General features: G+C 42.3%; 15 protein-coding genes. 5 read left to right on the forward strand and 10 right to left on the reverse strand.

From position 1 onward, the window contains the following. The first annotated feature begins 131 nt into the window (after positions 1-131). On the forward strand, positions 132-1,289 hold the full coding sequence (locus ACYQ4O_RS02965) for an MFS transporter (RefSeq protein WP_460174699.1): 1,158 nt from the start codon (positions 132-134) through the stop codon (positions 1,287-1,289). On the opposite strand, the gene ACYQ4O_RS02970 is transcribed toward ACYQ4O_RS02965, so the two are convergent. The 3 genes from ACYQ4O_RS02970 to ACYQ4O_RS02980 all read right to left on the reverse strand — a co-directional run bounded on the left by ACYQ4O_RS02970 (position 1,290) and on the right by ACYQ4O_RS02980 (position 3,871). Further along, positions 1,290-1,691: a YbaK/EbsC family protein gene (locus ACYQ4O_RS02970; RefSeq protein WP_460174700.1), complete on the reverse strand. Its 402-nt coding sequence runs from the start codon at positions 1,689-1,691 to the stop codon at positions 1,290-1,292. Positions 1,692-1,756: 65 nt separating this feature from the next. Next, complete coding sequence (locus ACYQ4O_RS02975) at positions 1,757-2,413, reverse strand: HAD family hydrolase (RefSeq protein ID WP_460174701.1); 657 nt, start codon at positions 2,411-2,413, stop codon at positions 1,757-1,759. Further along, a complete protein-coding gene (locus tag ACYQ4O_RS02980) occupies positions 2,414-3,871 on the reverse strand; it encodes an Rne/Rng family ribonuclease (protein ID WP_460174702.1) in 1,458 nt (485 codons plus the stop codon). Positions 3,872-4,024: 153 nt separating this feature from the next. Between ACYQ4O_RS02980 and ACYQ4O_RS02985 the strand changes: the two genes are divergently transcribed. Further along, positions 4,025-5,533 (forward strand): DUF2868 domain-containing protein, encoded by a 1,509-nt coding sequence (locus tag ACYQ4O_RS02985; RefSeq protein WP_460174703.1) that lies wholly within the window; start codon positions 4,025-4,027, stop codon positions 5,531-5,533. An 8-nt stretch (positions 5,534-5,541) separates the two neighbouring features. Further along, positions 5,542-6,996: a DUF3482 domain-containing protein gene (locus ACYQ4O_RS02990; RefSeq protein WP_460174704.1), complete on the forward strand. Its 1,455-nt coding sequence runs from the start codon at positions 5,542-5,544 to the stop codon at positions 6,994-6,996. Positions 6,997-7,063: 67 nt separating this feature from the next. On the opposite strand, the gene ACYQ4O_RS02995 is transcribed toward ACYQ4O_RS02990, so the two are convergent. Further along, complete coding sequence (locus ACYQ4O_RS02995) at positions 7,064-7,723, reverse strand: trimeric intracellular cation channel family protein (RefSeq protein ID WP_308513934.1); 660 nt, start codon at positions 7,721-7,723, stop codon at positions 7,064-7,066. Positions 7,724-8,412: 689 nt separating this feature from the next. Between ACYQ4O_RS02995 and ACYQ4O_RS03000 the strand changes: the two genes are divergently transcribed. Continuing rightward, positions 8,413-9,363, forward strand: coding sequence for a universal stress protein (locus ACYQ4O_RS03000; protein ID WP_460174705.1), 951 nt, complete (start codon positions 8,413-8,415; stop codon positions 9,361-9,363). Between the two features lie 15 nt (positions 9,364-9,378). Here the strand turns inward: ACYQ4O_RS03000 and fdhD are convergent, their stop codons facing one another. The 4 genes from fdhD to ACYQ4O_RS03020 all read right to left on the reverse strand — a co-directional run bounded on the left by fdhD (position 9,379) and on the right by ACYQ4O_RS03020 (position 11,534). Beyond that, positions 9,379-10,194, reverse strand: a complete 816-nt coding sequence (fdhD, locus tag ACYQ4O_RS03005; RefSeq protein ID WP_460174706.1) for a formate dehydrogenase accessory sulfurtransferase FdhD — start codon at positions 10,192-10,194, stop codon at positions 9,379-9,381. Between the two features lie 100 nt (positions 10,195-10,294). Further along, complete coding sequence (locus ACYQ4O_RS03010; RefSeq protein WP_460174707.1) at positions 10,295-10,606, reverse strand: S24 family peptidase; 312 nt, start codon at positions 10,604-10,606, stop codon at positions 10,295-10,297. Then, positions 10,593-10,853 (reverse strand): hypothetical protein, encoded by a 261-nt coding sequence (locus tag ACYQ4O_RS03015; RefSeq protein ID WP_460174708.1) that lies wholly within the window; start codon positions 10,851-10,853, stop codon positions 10,593-10,595. Before ACYQ4O_RS03015 ends, ACYQ4O_RS03010 begins: the two co-directional genes overlap by 14 nt. Before the next feature lie 282 nt (positions 10,854-11,135). Further along, positions 11,136-11,534 carry a MerR family transcriptional regulator gene (locus ACYQ4O_RS03020; RefSeq protein ID WP_308513930.1) on the reverse strand — a complete coding sequence of 133 codons (399 nt, stop codon included), beginning with the start codon at positions 11,532-11,534 and terminating at the stop codon, positions 11,136-11,138. Between the two features lie 83 nt (positions 11,535-11,617). Between ACYQ4O_RS03020 and ACYQ4O_RS03025 the strand changes: the two genes are divergently transcribed. Next, positions 11,618-14,446, forward strand: coding sequence for a heavy metal translocating P-type ATPase (locus ACYQ4O_RS03025; protein WP_460174709.1), 2,829 nt, complete (start codon positions 11,618-11,620; stop codon positions 14,444-14,446). Positions 14,447-14,517: 71 nt separating this feature from the next. On the opposite strand, the gene ACYQ4O_RS03030 is transcribed toward ACYQ4O_RS03025, so the two are convergent. Together ACYQ4O_RS03030 and ACYQ4O_RS03035 are read right to left on the reverse strand one after the other, a co-directional pair. Next, positions 14,518-15,687, reverse strand: a complete 1,170-nt coding sequence (locus tag ACYQ4O_RS03030; protein ID WP_460174710.1) for an alanyl-tRNA editing protein — start codon at positions 15,685-15,687, stop codon at positions 14,518-14,520. Between the two features lie 27 nt (positions 15,688-15,714). Then, positions 15,715-16,197 carry a hypothetical protein gene (locus ACYQ4O_RS03035; protein ID WP_460174711.1) on the reverse strand — a complete coding sequence of 161 codons (483 nt, stop codon included), beginning with the start codon at positions 16,195-16,197 and terminating at the stop codon, positions 15,715-15,717. Between the last annotated feature and the right edge of the window lie 157 nt (positions 16,198-16,354).

Raw genomic sequence — 16,354 nt, forward strand, 5'->3', positions numbered from 1 at the left:
ATAGAAGAAATTTCTATTTGACTTACCTCCTTTCTTCTATCTTATAATGGTGGCTTCCGAGTGGTTTGCGCACCTTTTTCAATCGGACTCTTTCTCAAGGCAAAGGCGAAATATTCTTGAGAAGGAATCACATGCTTAACAAAAGTTCTATTCAATTATTCTCGGTCGCATACTTTTTTGCCGCTCCCGGGCTTTCGTTCAGCTTACTAACATCTCGGATGCCTGCTTTATCTCAGAGACTTGGTATTGATCCTGCAATTGTGGGACTTATTTTGTTTTGTCTAGGATGCTCAAGCCTGTGTGCAATGGCCTTAACACCAAAACTTACAGCGAAATACAGCTCCAAACGCTTAATCACTATCGCAGCTTTACTTTGTCCTCTCTTCGTAATTCTCTGCGGTCTTTCTCCTAACATCTACGTTTTCTTTGTTTGTGTAGCCGCACTTGGTCTTTCTCTTGGCTTCGTCGATGTCACAATGAATGTACAAGGAGTTTTACTGGAAAAAGCAGAAAATAAATCCCGATTATCTTTTCTCCATGCGGTTTTTGCGCTTGCAGCCGCTGCTGCTTCCTTTGCAAGCGGCCTACTGACTTCTTTAGGTGCTGACCCATATTTGAATTTTTTAATTTTGGGTGTGCCCTACGCCTGTTTCATTCCTCTCGCCTCAAAAAGACTTTTTGATGATAAAGAAAGCAATGAAGAAAAAACGGAACGAACAAAGTCCGTTAAATCTGTCCCGTTATTCATTATCTTTTGCGGAGTATTCTGTCTTCTTGCCTCAGAAACCGAAGGTGTCGTTGTTGATTGGGGCAGCCTTTACATGGCGTCACTTGACGGCGTGTCCCAGGCCATTGCTGCCCTTACTTTCGGATTCTTTTCTTTAGCCACAGCCGGCTGCAGATTATTCTGTGACAGGCTTAGAGATAATTACGGAGACAAAACGATTGCTGCAGCCGGAGGAATTCTTAGCAGTCTTGGAGGCCTTTTAGTTGTACTTACTCCTTCTTTTCCTCTTCTTACTCTGCTTGGTTTTGCGTTGTTAGGTGCCGGCCTCTCCCCAATCGTGCCCATTCTATTCAGCGCCGGAGGAAAAATACCTGGAGTCTCCCCCGCCACTGCAAGCTCCACAATTGCGCTTTTCAATTACGGAGGAATGCTGTTTGTACCCCCGCTTTTCGGCTACATAGTGCAGCACACCTCTCTGGCAATGCCCTTCATCTGCTCTATCTTCTCTTGTCTTGTCATTGCCGTCGGCTGCGGAGTACTTCTAAACAAAAGGCCTAATTAATCACTTAGTTACCGCCACCCAAGACTTTGGAGAAACTAAATCCTCCAGCTCTTGAATAGTTAATTTAATAGCCGTATTCGGAGTTCCACAAGCCGGATAAACGTAATCAAAGGCTTTCAAAGAATCATCCAAATATATTTCCAAACCGTCATTTTGTTCAGTAAAAGGACACACTCCGCCGACAGGAAAGCCTGTCCTAACAGCCACCTCTTCAGCTCTAAGCATTTTTGCTTTGGTCGAGAAAGTCGTTTTGAACTTTTTGTTATCTACTTTTGCAGTGCCTGCACAAACAAGCAGAACAGTGTTATCCCTAACGTCAAAGCTCAAAGTTTTAGCAATTCTCGCCGGTTCACAACCAAGTGCCTGTGCAGCCAAATCCACAGTAGCAGTCGAGTCTTTCATTACAAGAATTTTGTCTGCAAAGTTTCTAGCTGCTAAAAATTCTTTGGCTATTTTCTCTTCCTTCTTTACAATCCTAAAAACTTTCTTAACTCTTCTGCTGAGCCGCACAGAGATAGCGGATTCATTGTTTGAAGATCTTCTTTTTTAGCTGCGCCGTAAGTCATTGCAACCGAAGATGCTCCGGCATTTTGAGCCATTTGTAGATCTAAACAAGAATCTCCGATTACCAGCATTTTCGAGCACTCGACTCCTGAATCGTCACTGATCGAATAAAGCATAGAGGGATTTGGCTTGGAAAAATTATCGTCAGCAGTTTGAACACTTTCAAACAACCCCTCCAAACCGTATTTAGTTAAAACGCGCTTCATTCCTTTATTGCTTTTTCCGGTAGCAATCCCTAAGCGAAGCCCTGAGGCATGCATATCTCTTAAAAGGGCTTCCATGCCGTCTATGAGCTGCAAATTTGCCTCTCGAGGCAAATAGTGACTTGTATAAAGAGCGAAATACTCCGAAAACCGTTCGGGAGGACAATCCGGACAGCAAATTCTCAGACACTTTTCCGTACTTAAACCGATCGTTGAACGAACCACATCATCGTCAGGCACCGGAAATCCCATTTCTTTGCAGGCATACTGATAGCTGTAGATGATTGAACTGATGGTATCGAGAATAGTGCCGTCCCAGTCAAATACAAAAAAATCAAAATCTTTATAAGAAACCATTTATTTAACTAAAACGTCATACTGTTCTTGAAGGAATTCACTTTCCAATTGAAGTTTTATCGGCTTCTGTATTGAGTCGCCTAATAAAGCCAGAGCTTCGCTTTCTTCGTCTAAAAACATATCGATAACGCTCTGGTTAGCCAGAATAGTGAATTCTTTAGCGTCTTTGAACTGATGATATTCACGCAAAACTGCACGCAAGATCTCATAGCAGACTGTCCTTGCAGTTTTGATTTCGCCTCGTCCTCCACAGGTGGGACAGGTTTCGCACATTAAATGGGCCAAAGACTCTCGAGTTCTTTTACGCGTAATCTGGACCAAACCAAGCTCTGTAAAGTCGCTAATGAAGATCCGGTTTCTATCGTTCTTCACCGCATTTCTAAGCTCTGACAGGACGCCTGCCTGATGTTCGGGATTATTCATGTCGATGAAGTCCACGATAATAATGCCGCCAAGATTTCTCAGTCTCAACTGACGGGCAATCGCATGCGTCGCTTCAAGATTTGTTTTGTATATGGTATCTGCGAAGTCTCTTCTTCCGACAAAGCCTCCGGTATTGACGTCAATCGTCGTCATCGCTTCGGTTTGGTCAAGAATCAAGTAACCTCCGGATTTCAAATTCACGCGCCGGCTCAGAGAATCCTGAATCTCGGCTTCAAGATTGTATTGATCAAACAAAGGTCTTTCGCTTTGATAAAGAGAAAGCAAGCCAAGTGAGTCAGGAACAAATTTCTCTGCAAAAGATCTGAGTTCTTCATAAACGTGAGGATTATCCACAAGAATCTTAGATGTTTTCTCGTTTACAAGGTCTCTCAATACTTTTTGACCGATGGAAACCTCGTAGTAAAGAAGTGCCGGTGCAGGTGTGACGTGAGTTTTCTTTTCAATTTCCTGCCACTGTTTAACCAAGAACTTCATATCATTTACAAAGTCCTCCGGCTGAGCATCCTCACCGCTCGTCCGGACAATAAAACCGCCTTTTTGCGGACCTTCAGTTTTGGTTATCAGTTCAACAGCTTCTTTTAAGCGTTCTCTTTCAGCGCTATCTTCAATTTTTTGACTAACTCCGATATGAGAATCAAAAGGCAGATATACAAGGAGACGGCCCGCTAAACTGATTTCAGTTGTCAGCCTAGCTCCTTTTGTCCCAATCGGATCTTTAGCTACTTGAACTAAAACAACTTGTCCTTCATGAAGAAGTTTTTCTATGGGTGCAGTTCCGTTTTCTTGCTGTGCTTGGCGCATATCTCCGACATGAAGAAAGCCAGCCCGAGGGAGGCCGATTTCTATAAAAGCCGACTGCATTCCCGGCAGAACTTTTCCGACAATGCCTAAATATATGTTTCCAATTAGAGAAGCCTCTGCGAATCTTTCAATCCGCAGTTCTTGAAGAGTACCGTCTTCCAGTACAGCAACTCTTGCCTCATGGATCGAACTATTGATTAATATTTCCTGCATTTTTTATCCTTATTTTTGGAATAATTTTATCCTCATGGAGGACGGATTTACTTCTCTACAAGAAAACACACCTTGATTCCTTAATTTGTGTGGTTCCGTGCATTTTCAATTTATCTTGCGGGATAATGCAGTATCTTTTGAAAATGCAGTGATATGTTTAACAGTAAAAGCAAAGCTAATAACACTTCATCAAAGACAGATAAAAACAAAAAATTAAGCCTTGATGATGTTAAAGAGTTGACTTGGACCCGCGTCCTTGAGTTATCGGCGCTCGAACAGAAAAAATTTACTGCCGAAGACAGCTCTACATGCACCTCAGAAGCAGCCTTGCAAGTGGGAGAAAGTGGTTCTCAAAAAGATTTTCTCCTGACTCGTACTACGAAAGTTCTTGATCTTCTAAAGCAAAAAGCACCTGAACTTCTTCAGCCGGAACCTGCGGATTTACGAGTATGGACTATCGGACTCATTTTTGTCTGTCTTGCATTTCTGCTTGGTGTCATCACCGATGAACTGGCAACTACCGGCAACAAAATCAACTTACTGTCTCCTCCTCTTCTCGGCTTGTTCTTATGGAACATCTTGATATATATATGGCTTATTGTCTCCTTCATCCTCCGATGCGTAAGAAGAGAAAAGCCTTCCGGAGCAGGACCTTTGAGAGAGCTTTTAAGTTCTTTGTTCACCAAGATTCAGACGACTGCAAGTAAGAAAAGTCCTACTCTTACTCAATTCTTTAAAATTTGGATACCGGCTGAAGCTCCCTACCTACGCAGAATCGTTGCCTGTATTTTCCATTTGTCGGCAATGTGTTTTGGGTTGGGTCTTATCTTTTCGATTGGCATTCGAGGCTGGGGAACAGCCTATACTGCCGGATGGGAGAGCACCTGGCTTGCTGAGAAACCGGACGCAGTTCTGGCTTTCCTTAATTTGGTCTATAACATCCTTCCAAGCAACGACAATCTCTTTCAGACGTTAAATACTGAAGTTGTCAAAAATATGCGGTTTGATGTCACTCCCGCCGGAGTTCCCGCAACTTACTGGATGATTCGATTAATTACCGCAACGGCAATTATCGTTATCATCCCTCGCTTGTTCTTATTCCTTTATAACAAGGTGAGAGCAAATTTCATTAAAAACAACTTCCCTATTAATCTTCAAACACCTTATTATCAAAACATTATTCGACAGTGGCATGGACAATCAATGACAATCAGAGTACTACCTTTCGGAAAAGACCTTACAACGGAAGAAAAGAACAATATTGAGGATCTTTCTTTAGCGATTAATCAGTCCGGGAACAAGTTTATTTTCGAGCCGACAGCGCATGAAGATACTCCTCTTCCAACAATCGAAAACGGTAAAGCTGAAGAGCTTTGGATTGTTTTCCCGATGGCTGCCACTCCGGAAAAAGAAGTACATATTCAATTCGCCAAAGATATCCGAGATTTATGCAATAAAAACGAGGCATCCTGTAAAGTCCTTATCAATTCAGACGCCTTTATTGAAAGATTCTCCGGAACGCCTAAAAGAATCGAAGAAAGAAAGAAGAATTGGTCTACATTCTTGGACACCACAGCCGTTCCCTATGCCTTTGCTAATTTGGATTCTTTAAACGTTAAAGAAATCTTGGAAGAATTTGATAAAACATCTAACCATCATTAGATCTAGACATGAAACAAGATCCCCAGAAAATCAATTTATCTTTAGTGAGCCACACCAACGTCGGTAAAACAACTCTGGCCAGAACTCTTCTAGGAAGAGATATCGGAGAGGTGGAGGATCGCTCACACGTCACAACTGAACCTGAAGACTATGTTTTGCTTCGTGCCCCCGATGACAGCGAAATGATTCTTTGGGATACTCCGGGATTTGGAGACAGTGTCCGCCTAGCTAAACGTCTTGCGGGAAGAAGCAACCCTATCGGGTGGTTTACCAGTGAAGTTTGGGATCGCTTAACCGACAGGACTCTCTGGCTGAATCAACAAGCGCTGAAACATATCAAGGACATTTCCAACGTAATCTTGTATTTGGTTAATGCCAGCGAATCCCCGGACTCCGTTCCTTACGTCAAGGCCGAAATGGAAATCCTTACTTGGATTGATAAGCCGGTCATCGTCCTATTGAACCAAATGGGAGAGATTCTTCCGCGGGAAGAAGAAAACAAAGAAGTTCAGTTATGGAAAGACTTTTTAAGCAATTACAAATTCATTGTTGCTGTTCTTCCTCTGGATGCATTTGCAAGATGCTGGGCTCAAGAATATGAACTTTGGGATGAAATGGGCAAAGCACTGGCCCCCGAACAGCAAGCGGCATTTACTTCTTTGAAGGCCACCTGGGTAAGGCAAAAACAGGCTCTTTACTCCAGCTCTATGGATGCCATGGCCGGATATTTGGTCAAACTCAGCAACGATAAAGAAATTCTTGCAGCACAGTCCTTGGTTGAAAGACTTAGAGCGATTGGCAGAACTCTTGGTTTCATCAAAAAAGATCTTCATGGCGAAATTCAGGACGCTCAAGTGGCGCTTTCTACAAGAGCTGCAGATTGGCTTTGCAACTTAACACAGAAGCTGATTTCCATTAACGGCCTTGAAGGAAAAGGCGTTAAGGGAGAAATTCTGAGAAGAATGCGTACTGACTGGGTCACTGAAGAAAAAATCGATACGACAGCCGCAACGTTATTCGGTGCTGTGGCTGGCGGTGCTGTGACCGGACTAGCTGCAGATATCGCTACGGGAGGTTTAACTTTAGGTGCCGGAACCATTGGCGGTGCCATTGCCGGTGCTTTGGGAGGCGTCGGAGCAGCTACTGCTTACAACGTAAAGAAAGGAACGAAGGAAAATCTTATCAGCTGGAGTCCATCCGCAATGGAAGGCTTCGTGGTAGAAACTGTATTGCTTTATTTAGCCGTTGCACATTTCGGACGCGGCCGCGGCAAATGGGAACAAAGCGAATCTCCTGCCTTTTGGAAGACCCTTGTGGAAAAGATCGTGAAAGAAGAAAATTTTGATTTCAAAGACTTCAGAAATCAAAAGATTGATGCGGATCAAAGAAAAGCCGAATTTGTGAAGCTTTTAGATTCCGTGACAAGAAAGGTTTTCAAAGAGCTTTACGGCGTAACGATTTAGCGCCAACTCAAAAACAGCAAAGCAACCGTCACGGTTGCTTTGTTGTTTTTGAAGAAAGAATTTCAAATTAACGGTCGTGATCTGTATAAGATTTTGGTTCCAAGTATCTTATCTTCCAGTTGAAAATCACACAGGACATTCTTAAACCGACGATAAAAATCATACCGATCCAAAGAGACCATTCTAAGGAAAGTCCGAGTTCCAGAAGCATAATGTAGAACCATCCTCCTACGAAGCCAACAGAGGCATAGGGAGAGCGGTCAGAAACAACAGCCGGCATCTTATTCAAGAATACATCACGCATGAGACCGCCGAATACGCCGGTAATACAACCAATAATGACGGAAGAAAGCCAAGGAACGTCGGCTGCTAGAGAAAGAGAAGTCCCGGAAATACAGAAGATGCCTAAACCGATAGCGTCAGCGAAAATGTACCAATCCTGAGCATTTTTTCTTTTTTCAAAAAAGTTGTTAATCCAAGGCGCAACTGCAACAATGAGGAAGGTGGCAAGGACATAAGCCTCGTGGTCGATCCAGTAGAACGGTCGTCTATCAATAATCAAGTCACGCAGCATTCCGCCTCCGAAAGCCGTCGAGAAAGCCACGATGAAGACGCCTACCGGGTCAATTTTTCTTTTCATGCCTTCAAAAACCCCGGATAAGGCGAAGGCAACGATTCCTACAAAGTCGAAAACAGGAATTAAAGCATTTAAAGCCGTGATATCCATTTTCTCAAGCCGTTCATATTATTAAGAAAGTGGAAACTATATAGGAGAACAACTTAAATAGGTAAGCTTTTCTTCCAATTCCTAGGTGAAAACCTTATGCAAAAGATAAAGTTAACTGCAAGAGATTATTTCTATCCGGGATTATTTCGTTTTTTGCTTCGGCCGATGACGAGTTAAACCATCGGAACTGCTAAAGAATAAGTGGCAAACATGGTCAAACCCATGAATACCAATACAACCAAAGAAATTAATCTAACGAGTGTCGGACTTGTCAATTTAAACTCCCACAACAATCAAGAGAACGAGGATTATTTATTTTTATGTTCGATATTGTTCGAACTCCCGAGAATTCTATGCTTATTTAAAAAATTAAAAAAAGGGGAAAACTCTTAGTTTTTGAGACGACAAGTAAACAAAATTTACAGTCAGAATATTCCCTCCTCCCCTCTTCAATTAAATCATTACGTTAGCGAAGCACGCAAAAGAATGCAGAAATATAGCTAGTTACAGGAAGTCACAAAGCACCGTAGAATCTAAGGACTTCTACTATTCTAGGAATCACCTACCATTTTTATAGCTCCTCCTAAAACAGTCACTCACACACGCTAGCTTCTCTGCATACTCAAAAAGTAATGATTCTGTCATCAGAAAAAATTAGAATGAAGTCAAAAGAACTACAAAGGACATTTATGAAAATACTTCTTCCTCTGGACGGCAGTGTTTACAGTAAGAAAGCCATCAATTACCTCTCTCATTTGGAAGACATTAAAAAATTTACTAATACAGTCTTCTTAGTCAATGTTCAGAAAAAAATACCTTCATCTATTGAAAACAAACTCAAAGACGGAGTTGTTGAAGAGTTCCAAGACGCTGAGAGCCGCGCTATCTTGAAACCGGCTAAAAAGAAACTTGAAGAAGCCGGTTACAAGGTTAAGACCAAGGTGTGCTTCGGACGTGCCACTGAGAATATCGTTAAGGTCTCCAAGGAAATAAAGCCTGACTTGATTATTATGGGTTCGCACGGGAGAACACCTGTTAAAGGCCTTTTGTTCGGGTCTAAAACTTCCTCCGTGCTTGCCTCTACCAAAGCTCCAATGCTGGTGTTAAGAAAGGAATCTCAGTATGCTGAAGACAGAATGCGTGTGGGAATTTGCATTGACGGTTCTGAATACAGCAATGCCGCAATTAAATATGCACAGCAGCATATGCAGTTATTCGGCAAAGATCCCATCTTTTATCTCATCAATGTCATTACGCCTCATAGCGGACTGATTATTCCTGAAGTCTCAGCATTCGGTGCTCCAGCCATGACAAAGGAAGAGTTCGAAAGAGAACAAAGGATACCTTTTGATGAAAAAGTTGAGCCAATTTATGAGGAGTTAAGAAGCAAAGATATTGAGGCTAAAGTAGTCCTCCTAAAAGGAGATCCCTCAGAAGAAATCGCCAAATATGCCGTAGAGAACAACTTATCGCTGTTGATATTAGGCACTCATGGGCGAGGAGCATTTACTTCCATGATGATGGGGTCGACTGCGATGAGAATCGGCTCTGCCTGCCACCTGCCCTTGCTCCTTGTTCATCATGTCACTGAAGAAGTTGAAGAAGGCAAAAATAAAGACGAGGCTTCTTCTGAGCGTTGAGGAAAAAGATCCGAATTAGAAAGATCCGAGAAGTCTCTCAGGAGCAGTATAAACGTTAGCCGAGTTTTCTCTGCAAAATGCGGCTAACGTTATATTTGCCTTTCTCGCCAGTTCAATAGCAGTATTGGTCGGAGCTGAAATAGCAAAGACGATTTCGATACCGGAAACAGCGGCTTTTTGAACCATTTCGAAAGAAGCTCGAGAGCTCAAGAATAGGACCTCTTTCTTCCAGTTATTCATCGCTTTTAAGCCCAAGACTTTATCGAGGGCAACGTGACGGCCTATGTCTTCAATTCCACCTAAAAAATTGCCCTCGCTGTCCAAAGCCGCAACAGCATGCATACTTCCAGTGATATTACCGATTTGCTGAACCTCTCTGATCTTTTGGAGGCCGAAGTGATAATGCTTCAAGTCAAAAGTATAGGTGTTAGGAAGACGGGAAACTTCTTTATAGACCTTATCTAAATTTTCCGTACCGCAGATTCCGCAACCAGTGCGGCCTGCCATGCTCCTTCTCTGATCTTTGAGATTCCAGAAACAGCGAGGAGATATTTCCATTTCCACAACGAGTCCATTGTGACAGCCTGGCTTAATCTCTATATCAAAGATATGAGAATAATCCGGAACAATTCCCTCAGAAATAGAAAACCCGACAGCAAACTCTTTAAGATGCTGCGGTGAGCACATCATTACAACATGAGAAAGGCCGTTATAAACCAATGCGACAGGAACTTCTTCCGCAACAAAGTCCGACTTTTTCTTCCAAGACGGAAGTTTGATGACCTCAATCTCAGACTGGGCCGGCGGCAAAGAAAAAAATTCTTCCTGCAATTCTCCCTCCTATTTGGCAGGAAATTTACGCAATAGAACGCGTAAATCCGTAAAAATAATAATTATTTCACGAATTTTTAGACCGCCTCAGAAAAATCCTCTACGGCAAACTTTTTATAACGTATTGGATTACACCCAAAATGCAGCATTCGCTGTCGGCTAAGGAACACACGACTTCTCCAGTCGGAGTATCCATAGAGAGAGTGGCGGCATTACCTTCCGTTCTAAATCTTCTCAAAGAGTAAGAAGAATTGTGTCGAACAAGAACAACATTGCTTTCTTTCGGAGGAACTTTTGAGTTAACTATTAACATGTCCCCGTGCTTGATGCCGGAAGAAAAAGCACTATCGTCCGGTGCGGAACAAATTAAAGAAGAGAGAGGATCATGGATTAATAATCTATTTAAATCCAATGAGGTATTTTCTGAAAAAGACGGCTGAGAATCTGGATTGGAAGTTTTTTTCAGTTCCGCTCTTCTGTATTTGCTCACGAACCCATTTCGAACCTCCGAGCTCACGAAGTTTTGCAATGAGATCTTCGGTAAGAACTACAGTTGTGACCTTGCTGACGGAAGCGTCGGGACCTGGTTTTCGTCCTGCTCCGGCTCTTTTTCCTCCCCATCCGGATTTTGCAGCTCGCTTATGACTAGAATTCGTCATTTTTCCCTTGTTTTGTTTTATTTAAAGATATATTTTTCTTTTTCTATAACTTTGTAATTTACCTAATTATAGGTAATTTATAAGGCATAAAGATACTGAAAAAACGCAAAATTATGAAGCAACTACAATAATTCTTACATCATAATCTTTTTGCGAAAAACATTTTCATGAAATGAAAACAAATTATAAGTTTAAATAATCAAAACTCAGAAATTACTCATTGCTTGAATTCTATTTTTTATCTTTCTGAGAACTCGTTTCGGTCTCGAAATATCTCGTTTTTTACTGATGCAAGGCTTCAATAAGACAGCAAGTTTCGCCCTTCTCTTCCCGGTGATCGTGCCCGCATTTATGAGCTAAAAATTCAAGTTCTGACTTTAATGATTCGAGCTGAGTAATCTTTTTATTAATTTCGAGAATGTGATTTTCAATGATTGAATGAGCTTTACGGGCATCACTAGCCTGGGCGCTCTTGAGATTGATTAATTCTTTTACTTCATCAATCGATAAATCCAACGCACGGCAATGAAGGATAAACTGCAGCGCTTTCTTGTGTTCTTCTCCGTAAACCCTGTAGTTTCCATGTGTTCTTGGGGCAACGGGAAGAAGGCCAGAAGTCTCGTAAAAACGAATGGTCCCAACCTGACAACCTGTTATTTTTGCTAATTCACCTATCTTCATCAGAACTTACCCTAAATTAACTTGACTCTAAAGTAACTATAGGATTTTAAATTATCCCATAAACAAGATATTGGGAAATAACGATGAAGGATGATATAAAACAAACGCCCGAAAACGGAAGTCTTCAGCCACACCCACAAAAAGCTGTTTTGCAGGACTCTCCCGAGAATACTAAAGAGAGCTCTGAAACTAAAATGTGCAACTGCGGGAAATATCCCGGGCAGCCTTGTCGTTGCTTAGAAGATGCCCTAAAAGCAAATTCTGTTCACCCGCATTCTCAAGAACATTGCTGCTGCGGTCATCATCACGAAAACCCGGAAACAAGCAGCTCTTCAAAATCTGAAACTGAATGCTGTTCTCACGATCATGCCACTCATTGCTGCGGGTCTCATTCGCACGAACATCATGAGTGTTGCTCAGGCCATAACCATCATGGACATCATGAATGTCATTCACATGAACATGCGGGATGCGGATGCGGACATCATGATGAAAAACATGAGCATCACGAGAGCCACACTTGCTGTGCAGAACACGATCATTCTCATGACAAGCATTGCTGCTGCGGTCACGACCATTCCCACGTCGAAAACAGCATGGATACGGACTGGAATGTCTCAGAGGTTAAGCCGACTCAATATAAACTGCTTTTTGCAACTCTCGGTTCATTAGCTGGGGTTCATGATGTTAATCTAACCCCGGAAGGGCTGCGAATTATTCATACTCCGGAATCCCTCCCGGCGATTGAGGAAGCCTTCGCAAAAAATAATCTGAAACTCAAGCGTGTTGTTGATAACAAAAAGCAAACTTCCCAGATCAGAATCCCTCAAATGGATTGTCCGACCGAAGAAGGTCTCATCCGCAAGAAACTGAATGGCATCGAAGGTGTTAGCGGCCTCCAATTTAACTTGATGAACCGTATTCTTACCGTGTCTTATTTGCCGGGACAGCTGCCGGTCATCCTAGCCGCGATTAAATCTCTCGAATACGATCCTGAAGTGATTGAAGGTCAGAAAACCAGTCTCTCGGAATTTAAACCGACCAAAATCAATTGGTGGAGATATATTTTCTGCTTGATTCTTGCTCTTGGTTCGGAAGCATGCGAGCTGTTGAATTTAAATGAATACATTTCAATGGCCTTGGCCGTTGCAGCCATCCTTTTTGTCGGTATAGGAACTTATAAAAAAGGCTTTATTGCCATTAAGAACCTCAACTTTAACATGAATGCCCTTATGGCCGTAGCCGTAACCGGAGCCGTATTAATCGGTTCCTGGGCCGAAGCTGCTATGGTCATGGTTCTTTTTGAAATTTCCGAAGCTATTGAGCAGCTTTCTTTAGATAAGGCACGAGGCGCCATCCGCTCCCTTCTTTCCATGACTCCTCAAAAAGCTACGGTACAAAAAGACGGTAAATGGGAAGAAATAGTAGCCGATGATGTCCGTGTCGGCGACACCGTTCGAGTTGAGCCCGGAGAAAGACTAGCTGTCGACGGCAAAGTCATTTCAGGTAATTCTTCGTTGAATCAAAGTGCAATTACCGGAGAAAGTCTTCCGGTAGATAAGAAACCCGGCGATGCTGTTTTTGCGGGCTCTTTGAATGAAAATTCAGAGCTTATTTACGAAGCAACATCAACAGCTCAGAACTCAATGCCTGCGAGAATTATCAGCGCCATTGAATCAGCTCAAAGTTCTCGTGCACCCACCCAAAGATTTGTTGATAGCTTCGCTAAAGTCTATACCCCTCTGGTTTTCTTAATTGCTTTAGCCACAGCCGTTATTCCTCCCCTCGTACTCGATGGAGATTGGTACGGCTGGATTTACAAGGCCCTTACCTTGCTGGTTATTGCATGTCCGTGCGCCTTGGTAATTTCTACTCCTGTAACTATCGTCACCGGCTTGGCTAACGCAGCAAAGCGCGGAATATTAGTTAAAGGCGGAATCTATTTGGAAAAAGGAAGAAAACTTCAGCTTATTGCTTTCGACAAGACCGGCACTATTACTGAAGGCAAGCCTCAGGTTCAAGAAGTTGAGATGCTGACAGACGAGGATCCGAATGCCGTATTAGCTCTAGCTGCGGCTTTAGCAGAAAGGAATTCTCACCCGGTAAGTAAAGCTGTCTCCGACCATGCCGCGGCTCACGGACTTCATGGTTCTAAACTTGCCGAGGTTAGTGACTTTACCGCCCTTCCAGGACAAGGTGTATTGGGAACAATTGAAGGGACCGAATATTATTTGGGCAATTTAAAAGGTTTAGATCGGTATCTGCTCCAAAGCCAAACCATCCGAGATAAATTCTCTGCGTTAGCTGAAAAAGGTTTCTCTCCGTTGGTTCTAGCCAGTTCCAAAAAGGTGCTGGCTTGTTTCGGGGTCGCAGATTCGATTAAATCTCACTCCAAAGAAGCAATCGAAAAACTCAACTCTTTCGGTTTAAAGACCGTCCTTTTAAGCGGAGACAACTCTAAAACCGCTGAAAGAATCGGTAAGGAAGTTGGCATTCAAATGGCTAAGGGGAATCTTCTTCCAGAAGAGAAACAACATCTTGTTGACCGCTACGCTAAGAAAGACGTCACAGGGATGGTCGGTGACGGTATTAATGACGCCCCTGCACTTGCTCGTGCCGATATCGGTTTTGCCATGGGTGCAGCCGGAACAGATACAGCAATTGAAACTGCCGATGTCGCGTTAATGGACGATGACTTGAGAAAGCTTCCCGCTTTCATTGAACTGTCCAAGGAAACTTTCAAAATTCTTTGTCAGAACATCATTATTGCTTTATCCATTAAAGCCATTTTCTTTGCTCTGACCTTCTTAGGAATGGCAACGATGTGGATGGCAGTATTTGCTGACACAGGTACGTGTTTGATTGTTGTCTCCAATGGTTTAAGGCTTTTAACTTGGAAGCCGTCGAAATAATCCGCTTCCAGACAAAAAAAGCACTGCGAATTTTTCCGGCAGTGCTTTTTCTTTTTAGTCTTGTCCAGAAGTCATCCTAATTTTGCTTCAACAGCTTTTTTAATTATCTCTTCAGTAGCAGCAAAGGAACCTTGAACAAAAGGAGGCTTGCCCCCGCCTCGGCCATTCAGTTCTTTATTTAACTCTCTCGATAGAGTCACCAAATTCGGTTCTTTAGAGAAAAGAATGTAATTAAAGAGTTTTTTCTCCGCCTGTTCTGATAGAACAAGAATGGATTCGAAATTCTTTTTCTCGGACAAACGATTGCAGAAGATCTTTATCTCAAAAGGAGTTAATTCCGCTTCTGAAACGAACAATAACTTTCCTTCAGAAGGAAGAGAATCAGAAATCAAATTCATAATCCTTTCCGATTTCTTCGAAAGTTTTTCTGTCAGCTGATTCTTTTCTGAATACAGCTGTTTTAAAGCACTGGAGATTTCTTGAGGTTTAGCTGATAACTGTTCTACACAGGATGCGCTTTCTCTTAAGAGCATATTGATGTAGTTGATCAGGCGTTTACCGGCGGCGAATTCAACCCTTGTCCCTCCTCTATGCTTAAAGGAAGAAAGTATTTTAAAAGAACCAATTTCCGCTGTATTTTTTACGTGAGTACCACAGCAGGCACAGATATCAGCCTCCGGGAATTCAACAATTCGGACCCTTCCCTTGAGTTCTTTCTTACTTCTGAAATCCAACGCTTTGAGTTCCTCTTCACTTGGGAAAAAGATATGAATGTTTTGTCCTTTTCTGAAAGCCGCATTGGTCAATTCTTCCATTTCGGCCAACTGCTCAGGAGTAAGATAACCGTCAAAATCAACGGTTAGAACATCATCTCCCATATGGAAACCGACATTATTAAAACCATATTTTCTATTGACTAAGCCTGAAAAAATATGTTCGCACGAGTGATTCTGCATGTTGTCATATCTGCGTGCCCAGTCAATTTTTCCCTTGACTATTTCTCCGACTTTCAGCTCTTTGTCCGTCTGATGGACGACTTGTCCATTTTGCCTTTTTACGAATAAGACTTTGGCATCGCCTAAAGTTCCTAGATCGGAGGGTTGGCCACCTCCTTCCGGATAGAAAGCCGTATCGCTTAGGACTACATCAAAACCCTTTTTACCAAGAGTACAAGAAAGGACCTCTGCTTCAAATTCTTGGCAGTAAGGGTCCCGATAAAACAACTCGTTTAATTCTTCCATTTTTATAAGACCAATTGTGCCTGTAAGTTATTCTTCTGATGCTTTTGATTCGTTATAAGCCTTGCGAATTTGATCTCTTATCCACGCCGAACCACCAAGTTCTTTTAATTTTTCTTTATCTTCTTCCGTTAAAAGAATAGTAGTTCTTGCTAAAGGCTTAGATGCTACAAGAGGCCGGCCTCTCTTCTTGATAATCCAAAGATCCGAAACATCCTGCTCGATTTCTCCGCGATTTTCACCCGATTCATCCAAAAGGCCTGCCAAGCATTTTAGATCTTCCTCCATAACGGCCAGAATTCTTTGGTAGTTGGCTTCCTCTTTTTTGGTTCTGGAGGAGACTTGTACAGGAATGACAAATTCGGCGGTCATCTTTGCCGAACCGACGCATTTATCTTTAGAAATAAAGTAAACGTAATATGCTCGGCCCTCTCCGATAAAATCAGAAGCACCTCTCCTAAGTTCAGCTCTTATGTTTTCGGATATTTTTAAATCGTCTTGTTCTTCTGCCATTTTTTGCATCCAAAATTCTTAATCGAATTTTACTCATTTTGAAAACTTTTTAGCTTTTCGATTTTCCTGCTTCATTTCCGACTTGACGCTTTGACTTTCTAAGGGATCTCTCAAATTTAATATGTTGCAGACGTTCGATTGCCCAAAATTAATCAAG

The sequence above is a fragment of the Turicimonas sp. TL08 genome (assembly GCF_054660695.1).